Annotated in this window: 13 protein-coding genes; 9 read left to right on the plus strand and 4 right to left on the minus strand. The window is 53.0% G+C overall.

The window, feature by feature from the left end:
- Window positions 1-8 precede the first annotated feature (8 nt).
- Window positions 9-329: an accessory factor UbiK family protein gene (locus AC5M9B_RS08580; protein WP_016686683.1), complete on the minus strand. Its 321-nt coding sequence runs from the start codon at window positions 327-329 to the stop codon at window positions 9-11.
- Window positions 330-646: 317 nt separating this feature from the next.
- Window positions 647-2,158, minus strand: a complete 1,512-nt coding sequence (gene ubiB / locus AC5M9B_RS08585) for a ubiquinone biosynthesis regulatory protein kinase UbiB (protein WP_455007397.1) — start codon at window positions 2,156-2,158, stop codon at window positions 647-649.
- A gap of 522 nt (window positions 2,159-2,680) precedes the next feature.
- On the opposite strand from ubiB, the gene putP reads away from it, so the two are divergent.
- On the plus strand, window positions 2,681-4,207 hold the full coding sequence (putP, locus tag AC5M9B_RS08590; protein ID WP_209282976.1) for a sodium/proline symporter PutP: 1,527 nt from the start codon (window positions 2,681-2,683) through the stop codon (window positions 4,205-4,207).
- A 276-nt stretch (window positions 4,208-4,483) separates the two neighbouring features.
- Window positions 4,484-8,089: a bifunctional proline dehydrogenase/L-glutamate gamma-semialdehyde dehydrogenase PutA gene (putA, locus tag AC5M9B_RS08595; protein ID WP_455007396.1), complete on the plus strand. Its 3,606-nt coding sequence runs from the start codon at window positions 4,484-4,486 to the stop codon at window positions 8,087-8,089.
- Between the two features lie 364 nt (window positions 8,090-8,453).
- On the opposite strand, the gene yjgA is transcribed toward putA, so the two are convergent.
- On the minus strand, window positions 8,454-8,984 hold the full coding sequence (gene yjgA / locus AC5M9B_RS08600) for a ribosome biogenesis factor YjgA (protein WP_003765742.1): 531 nt from the start codon (window positions 8,982-8,984) through the stop codon (window positions 8,454-8,456).
- 173 nt (window positions 8,985-9,157) lie between these two features.
- Here yjgA and pmbA point away from each other — a divergent pair, with 173 nt between their 5' ends.
- From pmbA to AC5M9B_RS08620, 4 genes are all read left to right on the plus strand, one after another.
- Window positions 9,158-10,489, plus strand: a complete 1,332-nt coding sequence (gene pmbA / locus AC5M9B_RS08605; RefSeq protein ID WP_049225857.1) for a metalloprotease PmbA — start codon at window positions 9,158-9,160, stop codon at window positions 10,487-10,489.
- An 86-nt stretch (window positions 10,490-10,575) separates the two neighbouring features.
- Window positions 10,576-11,757 carry a glycosyltransferase gene (locus AC5M9B_RS08610; RefSeq protein ID WP_070654893.1) on the plus strand — a complete coding sequence of 394 codons (1,182 nt, stop codon included), beginning with the start codon at window positions 10,576-10,578 and terminating at the stop codon, window positions 11,755-11,757.
- Between the two features lie 124 nt (window positions 11,758-11,881).
- Complete coding sequence (gene dusA / locus AC5M9B_RS08615) at window positions 11,882-12,886, plus strand: tRNA dihydrouridine(20/20a) synthase DusA (RefSeq protein WP_455007395.1); 1,005 nt, start codon at window positions 11,882-11,884, stop codon at window positions 12,884-12,886.
- A gap of 85 nt (window positions 12,887-12,971) precedes the next feature.
- Window positions 12,972-13,583: a phosphatase domain-containing putative toxin gene (locus AC5M9B_RS08620; RefSeq protein ID WP_455007394.1), complete on the plus strand. Its 612-nt coding sequence runs from the start codon at window positions 12,972-12,974 to the stop codon at window positions 13,581-13,583.
- A 387-nt stretch (window positions 13,584-13,970) separates the two neighbouring features.
- Here AC5M9B_RS08620 and cysE read toward each other — a convergent pair whose 3' ends face one another.
- Window positions 13,971-14,789, minus strand: a complete 819-nt coding sequence (gene cysE / locus AC5M9B_RS08625) for a serine O-acetyltransferase (protein ID WP_003744668.1) — start codon at window positions 14,787-14,789, stop codon at window positions 13,971-13,973.
- 171 nt (window positions 14,790-14,960) lie between these two features.
- Between cysE and grpE the strand changes: the two genes are divergently transcribed.
- The 3 genes from grpE to AC5M9B_RS08640 all read left to right on the plus strand — a co-directional run bounded on the left by grpE (window position 14,961) and on the right by AC5M9B_RS08640 (window position 19,467).
- The gene (gene grpE, locus AC5M9B_RS08630; protein WP_487648519.1) at window positions 14,961-15,524 is read left to right on the plus strand and encodes a nucleotide exchange factor GrpE; all 564 of its coding nucleotides are present in this window, start codon (window positions 14,961-14,963) and stop codon (window positions 15,522-15,524) included.
- A 303-nt stretch (window positions 15,525-15,827) separates the two neighbouring features.
- On the plus strand, window positions 15,828-17,759 hold the full coding sequence (gene dnaK / locus AC5M9B_RS08635) for a molecular chaperone DnaK (protein WP_209282971.1): 1,932 nt from the start codon (window positions 15,828-15,830) through the stop codon (window positions 17,757-17,759).
- A gap of 175 nt (window positions 17,760-17,934) precedes the next feature.
- Window positions 17,935-19,467 (plus strand): helicase HerA-like domain-containing protein, encoded by a 1,533-nt coding sequence (locus AC5M9B_RS08640; RefSeq protein ID WP_003776064.1) that lies wholly within the window; start codon window positions 17,935-17,937, stop codon window positions 19,465-19,467.
- The last annotated feature ends 164 nt before the right edge of the window (window positions 19,468-19,631 follow it).

Raw genomic sequence — 19,631 nt, forward strand, 5'->3', positions numbered from 1 at the left:
AGACGACCTTATTCGCCGGCTTCGGTTTGCTGTTTGATTTCTTCGACGGCTTCTTGGGCTGCGGCTTGCGCGGCTTCCAATGCGGTCTGCTCAGGCTCTTGCGCGGCTTCAAGTTTTGCCAGACGCTCTTCCAGCTCGACCAATTTGGTGCGGGTTTTGATCAAAACCTGCTGCTGGATGTCGAATTCTTCGCGCGTAACCAAATCCATGCGGTTGAACGCGCTTCCGAGCATGGCTTTGACGTTTTTCTCCATGTCTTTGGCGGGGCTGTTGGCGATGGTTTCGCTGATTTTTGCGCTGACTTCTTCAAAGAGTTGTTTGCCGAACATAATCCGTATCCTTTATATCAGAATATATAAAATTCAAGCGGCTATTGTATAAGGAAAAAGGTCGTCTGAAAACGGGTATAGCAGGCTTGCCTAGCTGTAATCCGTGTTTCAGACGACCTCGGTAATGAGTATAAAAGTAGCGTGGGCTTTCCCTGCGAAAAATATATCGGTCTATTCTGTTTCTTGGGCGAAGCCCATGCTGAGGTTGAGGTGCGCGTTTTATTCAAATCCATAATAAAAGGTCGTCTGAAAATGCGGGTAGCGAGTTTTTTAAAACTACTATTTCGTTTTCAGACGACCTTTTGAATAGGTACGTTTTAATCAAACAGCAAAATCAGAAGCAAAGTAACCGCAATCACGCCCAGCCACATGCTTTGCCGCTGCTGCACTTTGACCAAATGGATATAGGCATCGCGCATTTCCTGCTGGCGGTTTTCGTCAACCAGCGCATTGATTTTGCGCGGAAGGGAAGGGATGATTTGTGCCCAGTCGGGGGCTTCGTTTTTAAGGTTGCGTAAAAAGGCTTTGGGGCCGACCTGTTCGTTCATCCATTTTACCAAAAACGGTTTGGCGGTTTTCCACAAGTCCAAATCGGGATCAAGCTGCCGTCCCAAGCCTTCGATGTTGAGCAGCGTTTTTTGCAGCAGCACAAGCTGCGGTTGGATTTCGACATTGAAGCGGCGGCTGACTTCAAATAGGCGCATCAGTACCAAGCCGAAGGAAATCTGCGAAATCGGTTTGTTGAACACCGGCTCACACACGGCTCGGACGGCGGCTTCCAATTCTTCCGCGCGCGTGTCGGCGGGCACCCAGCCCGATTCGATGTGGGCGGTGGCGACGCGGTGGTAATCGCGGTTGAAAAAAGCGAGGAAGTTGATGGCGAGATAGCGTTTGTCGTAATCGGTCAACGTGCCGACGATGCCGAAGTCGAGGGCGATGTAGCGGTTGTCGGCGGCGACCAAAATGTTGCCGGGGTGCATATCGGCATGGAAAAAGCCGTCGCGGAAGACTTGCGTGAAGAAGATTTCCACGCCGTAATCGGCAAGTTTGTGCAAATCGATGCCGTCGGCTTTGAGTTTGGCGATTTCCGATACGGGCGTGCCGTCCATCCATTCGATGGTCAGCACGTCGCTGGTGCAGTAGTCGTAAAACACTTTAGGCACAATCAGCATATCGCTGTTTTGGAAATTGCGTCCGAGCTGGCTGGCATTGGCGGCTTCGCGCATCAAGTCCAACTCGTCATGCAGATATTTGTCGAATTCCGCCACTACTTCGCGCGGTTTCAAACGCTTGCCGTCGGCAAACAGACGCTCGACCCAAGCCGTACCGAAGCGCATCAGCGACAAATCCTGTTCGATTACGGGCAAAAGGTTGGGGCGCAAAACTTTGACCGCCACTTGTTCGCCCGAATGCAGGCGGGCTTTGTGTACTTGGGCGATGGACGCGCTGGCGACGGGCTCGGTTTCAAATTCCGCGTACAGCGTTTCGATGGATTGCCCCAGCGATTTTTCGATTTGCTCCCGTGAAAGCTGAGCGTCAAACGGCGGCACTTTGTCTTGCAGCTTTGCCAGTTCGACCGCGTAATCATGCGGAATCAAATCGGGGCGCGTGGACAGAACCTGTCCGAACTTGATGAAAATCGGTCCTAAGCTCTCCAATGCCAAACGAAGTCGCACGGCAGGCGGTTCGTTTTCAAATTCAGACGACTGCGGCAGCATTTTCAACAGCGTCCGCGCCCAGCCCGGACGGACAAGCGCGGCAAACAGCTCGGCGAGGTGGTAGAGGTAAAGCGTGCGGAGGATGGTTTTGATGCGTTTGAGCCGTTTCATGACGATATATTGATATTGCGCGACAGTCGGTAATGCGGGAATTATATAGGAAACGGCAGGCCGTTGGCGGGCTGGTTTTTGAAAATGTCGTCTGAAAATGAAGCAAGGTAGTTTTAAGGCGGAATTTGGGTTGATCCGTTTTAGGTGTTGTTTAACTACTGAAAAATTGTACGGATTGTTTGGGTATTAGGAAAGATAGTTTCAGGGCTTAAAAACAAGATTTTTTAATGGATTTTCATAATATTCTGTTTTACATGGTATTTTGGTTGGCGCATCTGCATTGTGCGGTGAACCTGTTTCCGCTGCCTTTGCAAGTGGAAGTTTTTACGGTATGCTGGATTGGATTATTTACAAATCAATAGGATTTGTTTACTTATCTTGTTGTAATTGAAAATGATTTGTTCCGCGTGTCAGTAAAAGCGCGAGAATTCCCGCTGTATTTTAATTAGAAAAATGTTTGGGCATGGATTGCCTGCAATTTCATCAGCCCGTGATTTTGAAGTTTTAGATGAGGAATAGTACATGAATCCCATGTATATCACTTTTGCAATCTATCTGATTGCCGTTCTCTTGATTGGTCTGGCCGCGTATTTCTCTACGCGCAATTTCGATGATTATATTTTGGGCGGCCGCAGCTTGGGCCCGTTCGTTACGGCGATGTCGGCGGGTGCGTCCGATATGTCGGGCTGGCTTTTGATGGGTTTGCCCGGCGCGATTTATTTGAGCGGTTTGAATGAGGCTTGGATTGCCATCGGTTTGGTGATCGGCGCGTATTTCAACTGGCTTTTGGTGGCGGGCCGTCTGCGCGTACATACCGAATATGCCAACAATGCGCTGACGCTGCCTGATTATTTCTTCCACCGCTTCGGCGCGGGCGGACATTTGATGAAAGTGGTTTCCGCGCTGATTATCTTGTTTTTCTTCACGATTTATTGTGCTTCGGGCATTGTGGCGGGTGCAACTTTGTTCCAAAGCCTGTTTGAAGGCATGACTTACAATCAGGCGATGTGGCTGGGTGCGGGTGCGACCATTGCCTATACCTTCTTGGGCGGCTTTTTGGCGGTAAGCTGGACGGATACGCTGCAAGCTTCTTTGATGATTTTTGCGCTGATTTTGACGCCGGTAATGGTGTATCTGGGTCTGGGTGGTGCAGATCAAATGTCTGCCGCAATTCAAAATGTTGCCGCAAGTACAGGCAAGGAATACGGCAGTCTGTTTGCCGGTACGACCGTCATCGGCATTATTTCCACCGCCGCATGGGGCTTGGGCTATTTCGGTCAGCCGCACATTTTGGCGCGCTTTATGGCGGCTGAAAGCGCGAAATCGCTGGTGTCCGCACGCCGCATCGGTATGACTTGGATGGTGTTGTGTCTGGCAGGCGCAGTGGCGGTCGGTTATTTCGGCATTGCGTATTTTGGTGCCAATCCCGACCAAACCGCTTCCATGCACGGCAACCACGAACGTATCTTCATCGCGCTTTCTACTTTATTGTTCAACCCTTGGATTGCAGGCATTATTTTGAGCGCGATTTTGGCGGCGGTCATGTCCACTTTGTCTTGCCAGCTTTTGGTTTGCTCCAGCGCGATTACCGAAGACTTCTACAAAGGCTTTTTGCGTAAAAATGCGCCGCAAAAAGAGCTGGTGTGGGTGGGTCGTCTGATGGTGTTGGCGATTGCTGTGATCTCCATCCTGATTGCGTCCGACCCCGAAAGCAAAGTTTTGGGCTTGGTGTCTTATGCGTGGGCAGGTTTCGGCGCGGCGTTCGGCCCGATTGTGATTCTGTCGGTATTGTGGAAACGCATCACTGCATACGGCGCTTTGTCGGGCATGATTGCCGGCGCGCTGACTGTGGTGGCGTGGGCGGAGTGGGTCAAAAAACCTGCTTTGGCGGCACATGAAACCGGTCTTTTGACCATGTACGAAATCGTCCCCGGCTTCATTGCCTGCTTGGTGGTCGCTATTATCGTTTCACTTGTCGACAAAGAGCCGTCTCGTGAAATCCAAGAACGTTTTGAAAAAGCGGATGCGGAATACCGCGAGGCGAAATAAGTGTTTTCAGACGACCTGCCGTTGACCGTAGGTCGTCTGAATTTTTATACGGGAAGGCAGGTTTTATTTTTATATTGATGCTCATGCGGATAATGCACTCTTTGGGCTTTATCTGCTTTTTATCAAAGCAAAAAATCCTGTTTTTGAGATAAATTGCTTGTCCGACCCTTATAAATTTATTAAGATATTATCTATATGCTTTAAATCTTTTCAGACGACCTCGAAAAGGGATGAGGTCGTCTGAAAATCATCATAAAAACTTTGGAGAACCTTAAAATGTTTGACTTTGCTTTTCCGACACAAACGCCACTGCGCCAAGCGATTACCGATGCTTACCGCCGCGACGAAATCGAAGCCGTTCAGGATATGCTGCAACGCGCACAGATGAGCGATGAGGAGCGTCGGGCAGCGTCCGAACTCGCACGCCGCTTGGTTACGCAGGTTCGCGCCAGCCGCACCAAAGCCAGCGGCGTGGATGCACTGATGCACGAGTTCTCGCTCTCCAGCGAAGAAGGCATTGCGCTGATGTGTCTGGCGGAGGCTTTGCTGCGCATTCCTGATAATGCGACGCGCGACCGCCTGATTGCCGACAAAATTTCCGAAGGCAACTGGAAAAGCCATTTGAACAACAGCCCGTCCCTGTTCGTCAACGCCGCCGCGTGGGGCTTGCTGATTACCGGAAAACTGACCGCGCCGAGCGACAAGCAGATGGGTTCGGCTTTGAACCGCCTCGTCAGCAAAGGCGGCGCCCCCCTGATCCGCCAAGGCGTGAACTACGCCATGCGCCTGTTGGGCAAGCAGTTTGTTACCGGACAAACCATTGAAGAAGCGCTGCAAAACGGCAAAGAGCGCGAAAAAATGGGCTACCGCTTCTCCTTCGATATGTTGGGCGAAGCCGCCTACACCCAAGAAGATGCCGACCGCTATTACAACGACTACGTTCAAGCCATTCACGCCATCGGCAAAGATGCCGCCGGACAAGGCGTTTATGAAGGCAACGGCATTTCCGTCAAACTTTCCGCCATCCATCCGCGCTACTCGCGCGCCCAACACGAACGCGTGATGAGCGAACTCTTACCTCGTCTGAAAGAGCTGTTCCTTTTGGGTAAAAAATACGATATCGGTATCAATATCGATGCTGAAGAAGCCAACCGTTTGGAGCTGTCTTTGGATTTGATGGAAGCACTCGTTTCCGACCCCGATTTGGCAGGTTACAAAGGCATCGGCTTTGTCGTTCAGGCATACCAAAAACGCTGCCCCTTCGTCATCGACTATCTGATTGACCTTGCCCGCCGCAACAACCAAAAACTGATGATCCGCCTCGTTAAAGGCGCGTACTGGGACAGCGAAATCAAATGGGCGCAAGTGGACGGCCTGGACGGCTATCCGACCTACACCCGCAAAGTCCATACCGACATCTCCTACCTCGCCTGCGCGCGCAAACTGCTGGACGCGCAAGACGCCGTGTTCCCGCAATTCGCCACCCACAACGCCTACACCTTGGGCGCGATTTACCAAATGGGCAAAGGCAAAGACTTTGAACACCAATGCCTGCACGGCATGGGCGAAACCTTGTACGACCAAGTGGTCGGCCCGCAAAACTTAGGCCGCCGCGTGCGCGTGTACGCCCCGGTCGGTACACACGAAACCCTGCTTGCCTACTTGGTGCGCCGCCTGTTGGAAAACGGCGCGAACTCGTCGTTTGTCAACCAAATCGTCGATGAAAACATCAGCATCGACACGCTGATCCGCAGCCCGTTCGACACCATCGCCGAACAAGGCATCCACCTGCACAACGCCTTGCCGCTACCGCGCGATTTGTACGGCAGGGGTCGTCTGAATTCCCAAGGCGTCGATTTCAGCAACGAAACCGTGTTGCAACAGCTTCAAGAAAAACTCAACCGCGCCGCCGCGCAAGACTTCCATGCCGCATCCATTATCAACGGCAAAGCCCGCGATGTCGGCGAAGCGCAACCGATTAAAAACCCCGCCGACCACGACGACATAGTCGGCACAGTCAGCTTTGCCGATGCTGCGCTTGCCCAAGAAGCGATTGGCGCAGCCGTTGCCGCGTTCCCCGAATGGAGCGCAACGCCTGCCGCCGAGCGCGCTAATTGCTTGCGCCGTTTCGCCGATTTGCTGGAGCAGCACACCCCCGCGCTGATGATGCTTGCCGTGCGCGAAGCAGGTAAAACGCTGAACAACGCCGTCGCCGAAGTGCGCGAAGCCGTCGATTTCTGCCGCTACTACGCAAACGAAGCTGAAAACACCCTGCCCAAAGATGCCAAAGCCGTCGGTGCCATCGTCGCCATCAGCCCGTGGAACTTCCCGCTCGCCATCTTTACCGGCGAAGTCGTTTCCGCATTGGCAGCCGGCAACACCGTTATCGCCAAACCTGCCGAACAAACCAGTCTGATTGCCAGCTACGCCGTTTCCCTGATGCACGAAGCAGGCATCCCGACTTCCGCCTTGCAGCTTGTCCTCGGCGCAGGCGATGTCGGCGCAGCGCTGACAGGCGACCCGCGCATCGGCGGCGTGATTTTCACCGGCTCGACCGAAGTGGCGCAACTGATTAACAAAGCCCTTGCCAAACGCGACGACAGCCCCGTATTGATTGCCGAAACCGGCGGTCAGAATGCCATGATTGTCGATTCCACCGCGCTGCCCGAGCAGGTTTGTTTGGACGTGCTCAACTCCGCCTTTGACAGCGCGGGACAACGCTGCTCCGCCTTGCGTATCCTTTGCGTCCAAGAGGACGTTGCTGACAAGATGCTCGCCATCATCAAAGGCGCGATGGACGAATTGGTCGTCGGCAAACCCGTTCAGCTCACCACCGACGTAGGCCCCGTCATCGATGCCGAAGCGCAGCAAAACCTGCAATCGCACATCAACAAAATGAAAGGCGTTGCCAAGTCTTACCACGAAGTCAAAGCCGCCTCCGACGTTGATCCTGCGAAATCCACTTTCGTGCTGCCGATTTTGTTCGAACTCAACAATTTGAACGAACTCACCCGCGAAGTCTTCGGTCCCGTCCTGCACGTTGTCCGCTACCGTGCCGACGAACTTGACCAAATCATCGACCAAATCAACAGCAAAGGCTACGCGCTCACCAGCGGCGTACACAGCCGTATCGAAGGTACGGTCAAACGCATCCGCGAACGCATCGAAGCGGGTAACGTTTACGTCAACCGCAACATCGTCGGCGCCGTCGTCGGCGTACAACCGTTCGGCGGACACGGTATGTCAGGTACAGGTCCGAAAGCAGGCGGTTCGTTCTATCTGCAAAAACTGACCCGCATCCCCGAATGGGTTGCCCCGCCGCTGAGCCGTATCGGACAAGCGGACGAAGTCGCGCTCAAACGCCTTGAAGCCCTGATTCACAAGCTGCCGTTTAATGCGGAAGAGAAAAAAGCAGCGGCATCAGCATTGGGACACGCCCGCATCCGCACCCTGCGCCAAGCAGAATCCGTCTTGGTCGGACCGACCGGCGAACGCAACGCCATGAGCTGGCGCGCGCCCAAACGCGTCTGGGTACACGGCGGCAGCCTCCTGCAAGCCTTCTGCGCCCTGACCGAACTTGCCGCCGCAGGCATCGTAACCGTCGTCGAACCCGACAGCCCGCTTGCCTCCTACACCGCCGACCTCGAAGGCCTGTTGCAAGTCAACAGCAAACCTGAAAGCACGGGTGTGCACCACGTCGCCGCCCTAAGCCCGCTGGACAGCAGCCGCAAGCAAGAGCTGGCAAAACGCGACGGCGCACTCATCCGCATCCTCCCGTCCGAACAAGGCTTAGACATCCTGCAAGTGTTTGAAGAAATTTCTTGCAGCGTCAATACCACAGCCGCCGGCGGCAACGCCAGCCTGATGGCCGTTTCTGACTAAAAGGACTGAATAAACGCCAGAGCGTTTGAACAAAGGTCGTCTGAAAACGTTAGCAAAACCCGCTAAGTCCGTTTTCAGACGACCTTTTTCTGTAAATTAAAATAAGCAGGGCAGATATTGTTTTTCCGTCAGGTATTGATGGTTAACCTACCGTCGTTATTTCCGTACGGCTGGGAATTCGGAAATTTGAAGTTGCAGCAGCTTTGAGATATTTCCGCAATGCAGAGACCCGGATTCCCGCCTGCGCGGGAATGACGGCAACGGCGGTTTCAGACGACTTTTATGGGCTGATGATAAAGTTTATCCGGAAGTATGAAAACAGGTCGTCTGAACCCCCAACCCCGTTTTCAGACGACCCCGATATTTATTCTGCCCAATCCTGCGTTTCTTCCGAATCGCTCTGACCGCCTTCCATGACGGATTTGATTTCTTGGAAGAGGGCGCGGAAGTTTTTCGGCGGTTTGTTTTGTTCCTGCTCTTTTTTCGTGTTGCGGATTAAGGTGCGCAATTTGCCTGCGTCGGCATGGGGGAAGTCCGCCATGAATTGGGTGATTGCGTTGTCGTCCGCCAAGAGGCGCGTGCGGGCTTGTTCGACGCGTTGTAAGAAGGCGTTGTGGGCGGTATTTTCGCCGCGCAGTTTGGCGAGGAAGGCTTCGATGGGCGCGGGGTCGGTGTCTCGCATGAGCCTGCCGATGAATTGGCTTTGGCGTTTGAGCGCGCCGTTGGACGTGATTTTTTTGTAGGTAACGACGGCTTCGTACAAGTCTTCGTCCAAGCCGATTTTTTTCAGCGTATCGGTCGAGAGTTTGGTCAACTCCATGCCCAAAGCCTGCAAATCGTTCATTTGCTTTTTCATTTGGGTTTTGCTGACCCATTCGTCTTCGTTTTCAAACATTTTGATAAACCTTTAATTTTGTTTCGGGTATTTTAGCACGTTCGGGCAGGTTCCACGTCAATGCCCTGTCGAAACGGCGTTTTCAGACGACCTTTTGTTTCCGGCGGCGGTATTTTTGCCGAGGTCGTCTGAAAACGGTTAAAATGCCGCAAACCTCTGTCAGGAAACCTTTTATGCTGTTCAACCACACCGCCTCCGAGCTGACCGGCTTATGCGGGCACGCCTTGGATTTGGCAAAAAACATGGGCGCGGCGGCTGCCGAAGCCGACTTTAGCGAATCCATCGGGCAAAGCGTCAGCGTACGGCTGGGCGAAATCGAACAAATCGAGTTCCAGCAAGACAAATCGCTGGATATTACCGTGTACGTCGGCAAACGCAAAGGTCGCGCCAGCACCGCCGACTTCTCCGAAAAAGCCCTGCAAGACACTGTCAAAGCCGCCATCGACATCGCCCGCTACACCGCCGAAGACGATTGCGCAGGTCTGGCAGATGCTTCGCTGATGGCGCAACACGTCGGCGACCTCGACCGTTATCACGAATGGGATTTAAGTACGGAAGCCGCCATTGAGTTGGCAAAACAATGTGAACAAGCCGCCCTGAGCGCGGATGAACGCATCGAAAACTCCGAAGGCGCAGGTGTTCAGACCGGACATTACCAATACGTTTACGGCAACACCCACGGCTTCACCGCCCACCAACAAGGCACGCGCCACAGCATTTCGTGCAGCATCGTCGCCGCCGACGAAAACGGCATGCAGCGCGACTACTGGTACGACGCAGCCTGCCGCCATCAAGACATGGACAGTCCCGAGCAAATCGGCAAAACCGCTGCCGAGCGCACCTTACGTCGTCTGAACAGCCGCAGCATCCCGACAGGCAGCTATCCCGTCCTCTTCGATACCACCGTCGCAGGCGGCCTTATCGGACACCTCGTTGGCGCACTCAGCGGCGGTGCGCTCTATCGCCAAAGCAGCTTCCTGATTGACAGCATAGGCAGAAAAGTCCTGCCCGATTTCCTCAGCCTGCGCGAAGAACCGCACATCCCCCGCGCCTTCGGCAGCACCTATTTCGACTCCGAAGGCGTCGCCACGCGGCCGCGTTTCGTCATCCGCGACGGCATTGTCGAAGGCTATTTCCTCAGCAGTTACAGCGCGAGGAAACTCGGTATGCAGACCACGGGCAACGCCGGCGGCGCACACAACCTTTATTTGAACCATACGCACGAAACGCAGTCCGACCTGCTGAAAGAAATGGGCACGGGATTGTTGGTTACCGAACTGATGGGTCAGGGTGTGAACACCATCACGGGCGACTACTCGCGCGGCGCGGCGGGTTTTTGGGTGGAAAACGGCGTCATCAGCCACCCCGTCCAAGAAATCACCATCGCCGGCCGCTTGCAGGATATGTACCTCGGCATCGTCGGCACTGCCAACGACGCGCTGCGCCGCTCTTCCAACAAAATCGGTTCGGTGCTGATCGAGAGCATGACCGTGGCGGGGGAGTAGGTTTTACCCGGTTATTAAAAAGGTCGTCTGAAAACGGCGAATGTTTTTTCAGACGACCTCAGATTGATTATTACGAAAGTTTTTTCATGCACGTTGCCGTTATTCCTTCTTGGTATCCCAAAACTGAAACCGATGTGGACGGAATCTTTTTCCGTCTTCAAGCACAAGCCTTGCAGCGAAAAGGTTTGAAAGTCGGGGTGATTGCGCCGATGTTCCGCTATCTGCGCGTCCATACCAAATCCATTTTTACCGGTCCGTACGGCATTCGGAAACACAATCAGGGCGGATTGAATACCTACGCTTACGACAGTATGTATTTTTTCCCCCGTTTCCCTGTCGTCGATTTGGACCGCATCCGCTGGGTGCGCGCGGGTATGAAGGCATTTGCGCGATATGTGCGTGAAAACGGCCGCCCCGATATTGTTCATGCACATTCCATGAACTACGCGGGTATCCTTGCCTACGAAATCTATAAGACTTACGGTATTCCCTACGTCATTACCGAACACAGCAGCACCATTACCCGCAACCTCATACGGCCTCACCAATGGCCGATCATGCGCCTCGCTGCCGAACATAGTGCCGCGCGTTTTGCCGTCAGCCGCGACTTCAGCCGTCTGCTGAAGGAAAAATACGGTTTGGAATGGGAATACCTGCCCAACGTACTGGGCGACAATTTCGCAAGGGATTTCACGTTTCCCGATAAAGGAAACCAAGACTACACCTTCTGTACCGTTTCGCATCTGCGCCATCTGAAAGGGCATGACCTCCTGCTGCCGGCCTTTGCGAAGGCATTGGAAAAATATCCTTTCCTCAAATTGAAAATCGGCGGGGACGGCGTGGAAGCCGCCAATTTGCGACGTTTGGCACAAGAGTTGGGCATTACGCATGCCGTCAGCTTCCTCGGCGCGCTAACCACGGACGAAGTATTGGATTTGATGCGCCAAAGCGACGCTTTCGTCCTTGCCAGCCGCACGGAAACCTTCGGGGTCGTGTTTATTGAAGCGTTGTCTCAGGGCTTGCCCGTCATCGCCACCATGTGCGGCGGTCCGCAATCCATCGTTACGCCCGAGAACGGTATTTTGGTGCCGACCGAAAATATCCCCGCACTTACCGATGCATTGATTGAAATGTATGAAAATCGCGAACGCTTCGATCATGAAAAACTGCGTCAAGATTGTTTGGCGGAGTTTAGCGAGGAGGTTATCGCCTCAAGCTTAATCCGCACATTTGAAAAAATCGTCGTAGAAAAGCAAAAGCAACCTTAAGCTTTGCTATAAAGCCAATCTGACGCATCGGTTTTCCGCCGTCCCGCCATCCGTTTAATCCGTTTCCTTGTCAGACGACCTTCAAGAACAAAGGTCGTCTGAAACACTGTTTACACACTACATAATGTCTCAAACCAACCTCCCGCCCCGCCGCCTTTCCGTTGCCCCCATGCTCGACTGGACGGACCGCCACTACCGCTACCTCGCCCGCCAGATTACCCGCAACACATGGCTTTACAGCGAAATGGTCAATTCCGGCGCCATCGTCTATGGCGACAAAGACCGCTTTTTGATGTTCAACGAAGGCGAGCAGCCCGTCGCCCTGCAACTGGGCGGAAGCGACCCGTCTGATTTGGCGAAGGCGGCCAAAGCCGCTGAAGAATACGGCTACAACGAAGTCAACCTCAACTGCGGCTGCCCCAGCCCGCGCGTGCAGAAAGGCTCGTTCGGCGCGTGTCTGATGAACGAAGTCATGCTGGTTGCCGACTGCCTCAACGCCATGCAGGATGCGGTTAAGATTCCCGTTACCGTCAAACACCGCATCGGCGTCGACAGGCAGACCGAATACCAAACCGTCTCCGATTTCGTCGGCACGCTGCGCGACAAAACCGCTTGTAAAACCTTCATCGTCCACGCCCGCAACGCATGGCTGGACGGCCTTTCCCCCAAAGAAAACCGCGACGTTCCGCCGTTGAAATACGATTACGTTTACCGCCTCAAGCAAGAGTTTCCCGAGCTGGAAATCATCATCAACGGCGGTATCACCACCAACGAAGCAATCGCCGGACACCTGCAACACGTTGACGGCGTAATGGTCGGACGTGAGGCGTACCACAACCCGATGGTCATGCACGAATGGGACAGACTGTTTTACGGCGACACCCGCAGCCCGATTGAATACGCCGATTTGGTGCAGCGCCTCTACACATACAGCCAAGCCCAAATCCAAGCCGGACGCGGCACAATCTTGCGCCACATCGTCCGCCACAGCCTCGGGCTGATGCACGGCCTGAAAAACGCCCGCACCTGGCGGCGTATGCTTTCCGACGCGACGCTGTTGAAAGACAACGACGGCAGCCTGATTCTCGAAGCATGGAAAGAAGTCGAGCGGGCGAACGTATGGGAATAAAAGCGCGGTTTTCTTAAACATCAAACACGTCGTCTGAAAACAGATTCCTTTTCAGACAACCTTTTTACCTTTTTAATCTATCCCTATGATGAAACGAACCATACCGATTATCTTCTCAGCCTTCCTGCTTGCCGCCTGCCAAGCCTCGTCCATTCAAGAAACACGAACCATGAATACCCGACTTTGGGCAGTATCTGTCAAGCAAGATGCCAACCTTTACCGTATCGATGACAAACTCTACCGCAGCGAACAGCCTGTTCCCGAGGACGGCGAAACTATTTCGCAGCAGGGTATCAAAAGCGTCGTCAATCTGCGCTTTTTCGACCGCAATGACGACGACTATCTCAAGCAATACGGCATCAACATCATCAACCGCCCACTGTTGTCGTGGAATGTCAAACCTAAAGACATCGCCGAAATCCTGTACCTGATTGAAAAGCAGCAACAAAACGGCGCAGTCCTCATCCATTGCTACCACGGTGCCGACAGGACGGGGCTGATTGCCGGAATGTACCGCATCCTTTACCAAGGCTGGCAGATTGAAGAGGCAAAAGCCGAAATGCAGCACGGTCCCTACGGTTATCACAGCATTTGGAAAAATATCGCCAACCTGTTTACCGAAGCAAAAGTACAGGAAGTCAAAAACCATTTGGAACGCCTGCGCAGCAACGAACGGAATGCAGTATCGGGGCAATAACGCTGACTTATATAGTGGATTAACTTTAAACCAGTACGGCGTTGCCTCGCCTTGCCGTACTATCTGTACTGTCTGCGGCTTCGTCGCCTTGTCCTGATTTAAATTTAATCCACTATGCATCCAATACCGACTCTGGCTGCCAAGCTGATTTTTAGAGACAACATATTTATTGGTGCATCATTCCCGCTCAGGCGGGAATTCATCGGAAATCTTCAATTCAAAATTAGATTCAATCCTATGAGGAATGGCGGTTAATAGCGGGTGTCGTATCAAAAAAATAAGCAAAATAAGCGTGTCGTCCGTATAGAAAAAAGTCGTCTGAAAACCTTATCCATCAGGTTTTCAGACGACCTTTTCGTATCTGCGGTCTTAATCGGGCAATTCAATTCAAATCACAAAATCCATTGCCACGCCCTGTAAGCTTTGGTCCATATCCGCCGCCGGGGTTTTGACCGAACGTCCCACCGGTTTGGCAGGTACGCCGACGACGGTAATCGAAGACGGTACGTCTGCAACGACCACGCTGCCCGCGCCGATTTTTGAGTTGTCGCCGATGCGGATGTTGCCCAATATCGAAGCATTCGCGCCGATCATCACGCCGTCGCCGATTTTTGGGTGGCGGTCTCCGCATTCCTTGCCCGAGCCGCCAAGCGTTACGCCGTGAAGGATGGAAATATTGTTGCCCAACACGGCGGTCTCGCCCGCTACAAAACCAGTGGCGTGGTCGAGCATCAGACCGTGACCGAAACGGGCGGCGGGATGAATATCGACGCCGAACACTTCCGACATACGGTTTTGCAGGAAATACGCCAGCGTTTTGCGGCCGTTTTGATAGAGCCAGTGGTTGATGCGGTGCGCCTGAATGGCGTGAAAACCTTTGAAATACAAAAGCGGCAGCGAATATTCGTCGCACGCGGGGTCGCGTTCGTAAATGGCTTTCAAGTCTGCCTCGACGCAGTTGCCGATGCGCGCGTCGCTGCCCAATGCCTGCTGGTAAATTTCAAACAAGGCGCGCACGTCCATAATCGGGCTGCCAAGTTTGCTGGAGAGGTGGTAGGCGAGGACGGAATCGAGCGAATCGTGGCGCAACACGGTTTGGTGCAAAAAGCTCGCCAACATCGGTTCGGCTGCGGCTGCGGCTGCGGTTTCTTCGCGGATGGTGTGCCAGAGATTGAAATCGGTTGTGTTCAGGTGGTCTTTTTTCATATCGGAGGTCGTCTGAAAACAGGATGGTATCGGCGTATCTTACCTTTTATCAACGATTTGCGATAGCGCATTGAGGAATATGCTTATGATGGTTTCCGTGTGCTTGAAGTTTTTTCAGACGACCTTATATAAAGTAGCATTCGATTCAAACCATTCCAAAGGATGCACGAAATGAGCGAACATCACGAACAATATCAACACGAAACCGAAGAGGCGGCAAACGCAGAAGCTGCCCAAACCCCCAATACCGAACAACCCGAAGCTGCCGAACCGCCGACTTACGAAGAATTGCAGGCGCGTATCGCCGAGTTGGAAGGACAGCTGAAAGACAGCGAGCTGCGCGGTCTGGCGAACGAGCAAAACCTGCGCCGCCGCCATCAGCAGGAAATTGCCGATACGCATAAGTTTGCCGGACAAAAATTCGCCGCCGAAATGCTGCCGGTCAAAGACTATCTCGAAATGGCGCTGCTCGACCAAAGCGGCAATTTCGACGCGCTGAAAATGGGTGTGCAGATGACGCTGAACGAATTGCAAAAAGCGTTTGACGCCACGCACATCAAGGAAATCAACCCGCAGCCCGGCGACAAACTCGACCCGCACCAGCATCAGGCGATGCAGACGGTCGTCAGCGAGCAAGAGCCGAACATCATCGTCAGCGTCATGAAAAAAGGCTACACCCTGTCCGACCGCGTATTGCGTCCCGCGATGGTAGTCGTGGCGAAACAAGAATCCTGAAGGCACCGCTTGATAAAGTTTATCAAGCATAAAATTTTCAGACGACCCTTCCCAGTTCCTCAGCCTTCAATCCCGCTTTTGGAAAATCATTCCGATGATGCCCAATCGGAAAACAAAGATAAGGTCGTCTGAAAAACAAAATACCTACCTGTGGATAAATGGTTTAATCCGTTGAGTTTTATATTTAAAAAATTTCAACAAAGCCCTTGAAAAAATATCGGGCAACCCTATTTACAGGTCAACGGAACAAAATGTTCCACACGATTATTAACTTAGAAAAATCTTTTTAGGAGCAACATCAATATGGCAAAAGTAATCGGTATCGACTTAGGTACAACCAACTCTTGTGTATCCATCTCTGAAAACGGTCAAACCAAAGTTATTGAAAACGCAGAAGGCGCACGCACTACGCCGTCTGTCATCGCTTATCTGGACGGCGGCGAAGTCCTCGTCGGCGCACCCGCCAAACGCCAAGCCGTAACCAACGCTAAAAACACCATCTACGCTGTAAAACGTTTGATCGGTCATAAATTTGAAGACAAAGAAGTCCAACGCGACATCGAATCCATGCCTTTCGAAATCATCAAAGCCAACAACGGCGACGCATGGGTGAAAGCGCAAGGCAAAGAGCTGTCCCCGCCGCAAGTTTCCGCAGAAGTCCTGCGTAAAATGAAAGAAGCCGCCGAATCTTACTTGGGCGAAAAAGTAACCGAAGCCGTGATTACCGTTCCGGCCTACTTCAACGACAGCCAACGTCAAGCCACCAAAGACGCAGGCCGCATCGCCGGTTTGGACGTAAAACGCATTATCAACGAACCGACTGCAGCCGCTTTGGCATTCGGTATGGACAAAGGCGACAACAAAGACCGCAAAGTAGCCGTATATGACTTGGGCGGCGGTACCTTCGATATTTCCATCATCGAAATCGCCAACCTCGACGGCGACAAGCAATTCGAAGTATTGGCAACCAACGGCGACACCTTCTTGGGCGGCGAAGACTTCGACCAACGCCTTATCGACTACATCATCGCCGAGTTCAAAAAAGAACAAGGCATTGATTTGAAACAAGACGTGATGGCATTGCAACGCCTGAAAGAAGCTGCCGAAAAAGCCAAAATCGAATTGTCCAGCGGCCAGCAAACCGAAATCAACCTGCCGTACATCACCATGGACGCAACCGGCCCGAAACACTTGGCAATGAAAATTACCCGCGCCAAATTCGAAAGCCTGGTTGAAGACTTGATTGCCCGCTCTATCGAACCTTGCAAAATTGCATTGAAAGATGCCGGCTTGAGCACCAGCGACATTGACGACGTAATTTTGGTCGGCGGTCAGTCCCGTATGCCGAAAGTACAAGAAGCCGTTAGAGACTTCTTCGGCAAAGAACCGCGCAAAGACGTGAACCCTGACGAGGCCGTTGCCGTAGGCGCAGCGATTCAAGGCGAAGTGTTAAGCGGCGGCCGCAGCGACGTATTGCTGCTGGACGTAACCCCTCTGTCTTTGGGTATCGAAACCATGGGCGGCGTGATGACCAAGCTGATTCAGAAGAACACAACTATCCCGACCAAAGCGTCGCAAGTGTTCTCTACCGCCGAAGACAACCAAAGCGCAGTAACCATCCATGTACTGCAAGGTGAGCGCGAACGCGCTTCCGCCAACAAATCTTTGGGGCAGTTCAATTTGACCGACATCGCGCCCGCACCGCGCGGCATGCCGCAAATCGAAGTAACCTTCGACATTGACGCCAACGGCATCCTGCACGTTTCCGCCAAAGACAAAGGCACGGGCAAAGCCGCCAACATCACTATCCAAGGTTCTTCAGGCTTGAGCGAAGAAGAAATCGAACGCATGGTGAAAGATGCCGAAGCCAATGCCGAGGAAGATAAAAAACTGACTGAATTGGTCGCTTCCCGCAACCAAGCCGAGGCCCTGATTCACTCCGTGAAAAAATCTTTGGCGGACTACGGCGACAAACTCGACGCAGCTGAGAAAGAAAAAATCGAAGCCGCGCTGAAAGAAGCCGAAGAAGCCGTGAAAGGCGACGACAAAGCCGCCATCGATGCCAAAGCCGAAGCACTGGGCGCAGCCAGCCAAAAACTGGGTGAAATGGTTTACGCGCAAGCACAAGCTGAAGCCCAAGCAGGCGAAAGCGCACAAGCCGAACCGTCTTCCGCCAAGAAAGACGATGACGTGGTAGATGCCGACTTTGAAGAAGTAAAAGACGACAAGAAATAATTGAGGTCGTCTGAAAAAGCACGAATCGAAAGGTTCGCGCTTTTTGTTTGAATTATTTATAGTAAAAGGTCGTCTGAAAACTTTTCAGACGACCTTCTGCCTATCTGTTGCCCTGTGTGTGGAAACATAAGAAAATAGCCTTATTTTTCAAACCATCCAATCAAAGGAAACCTTCATGACGACATTCCCCATCGCGCGCGCGGGCGATAAGACACTTGAAATCCAAGGCAAAATGGCGAACCGCCACGGCTTGATCGCCGGTGCGACCGGTACGGGCAAAACCGTGACCCTGCGCCGTATGGCGGAAGCCTTCAGCAGCGAGGGCGTTCCCGTATTTTTGGTTGACGTCAAAGGCGATTTGTCGGGCATCGCGCAAGCGGGTGCCGCCAGCGGCAAGGTGGGCGAACGCATTGCCGAGTTTGGTTTGGGCGAGCAATGGCTGCAAAGTTTCCCCGTGCGCTTTTGGGATGTTTACGGCGAAACCGGCATTCCGGTGCGCGTGACCGTTTCTGAAATGGGCCCGCTGCTGCTGGCGCGTTTGATGAATTTGAACGATACGCAGGAAGGCTTGTTGAACCTCGTGTTTAAAGTCGCCGACGACAAAGGCTGGCACATTCTGGATTTGAAAGACTTGCGCAGTATGCTGAAACACGTTTCCGACCACGCTTCGGAATACCGCACGCAATACGGCAACGTCTCCGCCGCCAGTATCGGCGCGATTCAGCGTCAGCTTTTGACGCTGGAGAACGAAGGTGCGGAAAAATTCTTCGGCGAGCCGTCGCTCAACCTGCAAGATTGGATGCAGACCGACAACGGCAAAGGCGTCATCAACGTCCTCAATTCGGAAAAACTGATGCGCTCGCCGCGTATGTACAGCGCGTTTTTGCTGTGGATGTTGGCGGAATTGTTTGAAACCCTGCCCGAAGTCGGCGATTTGGACAAACCGAAATTCGTGATGTTCTTCGACGAAGCGCATTTGATGTTCGACAACGCCGCCAATGCGCTGGTGGAGCAGGTCGAACAAGTCGTGCGCCTGATCCGTTCCAAAGGCGTGGGCGTGTATTTCGTGACCCAAAACCCGCTCGATTTGCCCGACACCATCCTCGGACAGCTCGGTAACCGCGTGCAACACGCCCTGCGCGCCTTCACGCCGCGCGACCAAAAAGCGGTTAAGGCCGCTGCCGAAACGTTCCGCAGCAATCCGAATATAAAAGTTGCCGAAGCGATTGCCGAACTGGGCGTCGGCGAAGCACTCGTTTCCTTCCTTGACGAAAAAGGTATGCCCGAGCCGGTAGAACGCGCGCTTGTCCTGCCGCCGCAATCGTCCTTGACCCCGCTTGCCGCAGAAGAGCGCAACCGCTTGTTCCAAAACGATGATTTGTATCCGACCTATAAAGACATGGTGGACAACTATTCCGCCTTTGAAGCCTTAGCCGAAGCCGACAGTCAGGCTGCGGCGGAGAAAGAGGCGGCAGCGGCGGCAAAAGAGCAGGAAAAAGCGCAGAAAGCCGCTGAAAAAGAAGCTGCCAATGCCGATCCCGGCATACTCGGCGGACTGCTCGGCGGCTTGAGCGGCGGACGTAAAAAGTCAGGACAGGGCTTGGGCTACAATGTCGCCGACGCCATCGGCAGCCAAATCAACCGCCAAGTGACCAACGCCATTTCCCGCAGCGTGATGGGCATTATTAAAAATATGTTTAAAAAATAAGGCGTAAAAAGAAGGCAAAGGTCGTCTGAAAGCCTGAAAATCGGTTTTCAGACGACCTTTTATATTAATTCAAAAAATATACCGTCATGCCCGCGCAGGCGGGAATCCAGGTCCGCCCGCACAGAAACTTATCGGGTAAAACGGTTTCTTTAACTTTACGTTCT

It is taken from the genome of Neisseria flava (assembly GCF_982712965.1).

Bases quoted from the DNA above. Each gene is read 5' to 3' on its own strand.
- dnaK (WP_209282971.1), top strand. From the start codon at position 15,828: ATGGCAAAAGTAATCGGTATCGACTTAGGTACAACCAACTCTTGTGTA.
- cysE (WP_003744668.1), bottom strand. From the start codon at position 14,789: ATGAAAAAAGACCACCTGAACACAACCGATTTCAATCTCTGGCACACC.
- grpE (WP_487648519.1), top strand. From the start codon at position 14,961: ATGAGCGAACATCACGAACAATATCAACACGAAACCGAAGAGGCGGCA.
- AC5M9B_RS08580 (WP_016686683.1), bottom strand. From the start codon at position 329: ATGTTCGGCAAACAACTCTTTGAAGAAGTCAGCGCAAAAATCAGCGAA.
- AC5M9B_RS08610 (WP_070654893.1), top strand. From the start codon at position 10,576: ATGCACGTTGCCGTTATTCCTTCTTGGTATCCCAAAACTGAAACCGAT.
- ubiB (WP_455007397.1), bottom strand. From the start codon at position 2,158: ATGAAACGGCTCAAACGCATCAAAACCATCCTCCGCACGCTTTACCTC.
- dusA (WP_455007395.1), top strand. From the start codon at position 11,882: ATGTCTCAAACCAACCTCCCGCCCCGCCGCCTTTCCGTTGCCCCCATG.
- AC5M9B_RS08640 (WP_003776064.1), top strand. From the start codon at position 17,935: ATGACGACATTCCCCATCGCGCGCGCGGGCGATAAGACACTTGAAATC.
- putP (WP_209282976.1), top strand. From the start codon at position 2,681: ATGAATCCCATGTATATCACTTTTGCAATCTATCTGATTGCCGTTCTC.
- putA (WP_455007396.1), top strand. From the start codon at position 4,484: ATGTTTGACTTTGCTTTTCCGACACAAACGCCACTGCGCCAAGCGATT.
- yjgA (WP_003765742.1), bottom strand. From the start codon at position 8,984: ATGTTTGAAAACGAAGACGAATGGGTCAGCAAAACCCAAATGAAAAAG.
- pmbA (WP_049225857.1), top strand. From the start codon at position 9,158: ATGCTGTTCAACCACACCGCCTCCGAGCTGACCGGCTTATGCGGGCAC.
- AC5M9B_RS08620 (WP_455007394.1), top strand. From the start codon at position 12,972: ATGATGAAACGAACCATACCGATTATCTTCTCAGCCTTCCTGCTTGCC.